Origin of the sequence: Streptococcus sp. 2022WUSS135, from assembly GCF_044427045.1 — a bacterium.
In the GTDB taxonomy this organism is placed as follows: domain Bacteria; phylum Bacillota; class Bacilli; order Lactobacillales; family Streptococcaceae; genus Streptococcus; species Streptococcus hashimotonensis.
The window spans coordinates 1-1367 of sequence record NZ_JAOTGL010000061.1 but is presented as its reverse complement, the minus strand read 5'-3'; the positions used below and the strand labels follow the sequence as shown (position 1 = coordinate 1367).

Annotated in this window: 2 pseudogenes; one reads left to right on the top strand and one right to left on the bottom strand. The window is 38.7% G+C overall.

Annotated features, from left to right (window positions below):
* Positions 1 to 656, top strand: a pseudogene (locus tag ODU45_RS09915) (IS630 family transposase); the annotation flags it as partial.
* On the opposite strand, the pseudogene ODU45_RS09910 reads toward ODU45_RS09915, so the two are convergent.
* Positions 641 to 1367: pseudogene (locus ODU45_RS09910) on the bottom strand (ISL3 family transposase); the annotation flags it as partial. The pseudogenes ODU45_RS09915 and ODU45_RS09910 sit on opposite strands and share 16 nt — an antisense overlap.

Here is a 1367-nt window from a genome sequence, read left to right as displayed (position 1 = left end):
CTGAAACGTCATGGTTGGCGTAAAGTTAGCCCACGTCCCCAACATCCGAAAAAAGCAGACGCCGAAACCATTTTAGCGTCTAAAAATAAAATCTTTATTCAAGGAGAGAGTGAGTAAGCGTTTTATTAATGGAAAAGAATATCAACAAGTTCGCCTTATGTATCAGGATGAGGCGGGTTTTGGGCGTATCAGTAAACTTGGTTCGTGTTGGTCTCCTAAAGGTTATCGTCCTCACGTAGCTAGTCACCATATTCGTGAGTACCGCTATTGTTATGGAGCTGTGGATGCCCATAGAGGCCATCATAGCAGGCGGATGTAATAGTGATTGGATGAATGAATTTCTACGCCAGCTATCGGCTGCTTATCCAGAAGATTATATTATTTTAGTCATGGATAATGCCATTTGGCATAAATCGAGGACAATAAATATTCCTGAGAATATAGAATTCACCTTCATTCCACCCTATACACCTGAAATGAATCCTATTGAGCAAGTCTGGGCTGAGATTCGTAAACTTGGTTTCAAGAATAAAGTATTTAAGACTTTAAATGAGGTAATTGATAAACTTCAAGAGATTATTCAAACCTTAACTGTTTATCAACTCAAATCAATTGTATATAGAGATTGGATATCAGCTATTTTTGATTTTAATTGAGTATTAAATACCGTCTGGAAAATAGGATTAACAGTGGCTATTTTCTGTTCGATAAGGTCAAAGAAATGGTCTGAGTTCTTCTTTTGGAAATGGAATAAGAGAAATTGATAGAGTTCATAGTGTTGTCGTAACTCCTCCGAGTAGGACAGTAGTTTTTCCAGGATTTCCTTGTTGGTTAAATGCATCCGAAACATAGGGCGATAAAATCGTTTATCGCTGAGTTTACGACTATCCTGTTGAATCAATTTCCAGTAGCGTTTCAAAGCTCGGTATTCCTGCGATTTTCTATCAAGTTGGTTCATAATTTGAATACGGACACGGTTCATAGCACGACTAAGGTGTTGCACGATATGAAAGCGATCCAGAACAATCTTGGCGTTTGGAAATAGTTGTCTAGCCAATTTGTAGTAGGGACTAAACATATCCATGGTAATGACTTTGACCTGATTTCTAACCTTTCTAGGATAGCGTAGAAAGTGGTTTCGGATGGTTGCTTGAGTTCTTCCGTCCAGAATAGCAATGACGTTTAGGGAGTTGAAATCTTGAGCGATAAAGCTCATCTTCCCTTTCTTAAAGGCATACTCATCCCAGCTCAACACCTCAGGTAAGGTGTTCCAATCTGTTTCAAACTTGAACTCATTGAGCTTTCTGATAACTGATGATGTTGAGATGGATAGCCTGTGTGCAATATGTGTCATTGCTTGATTTTCG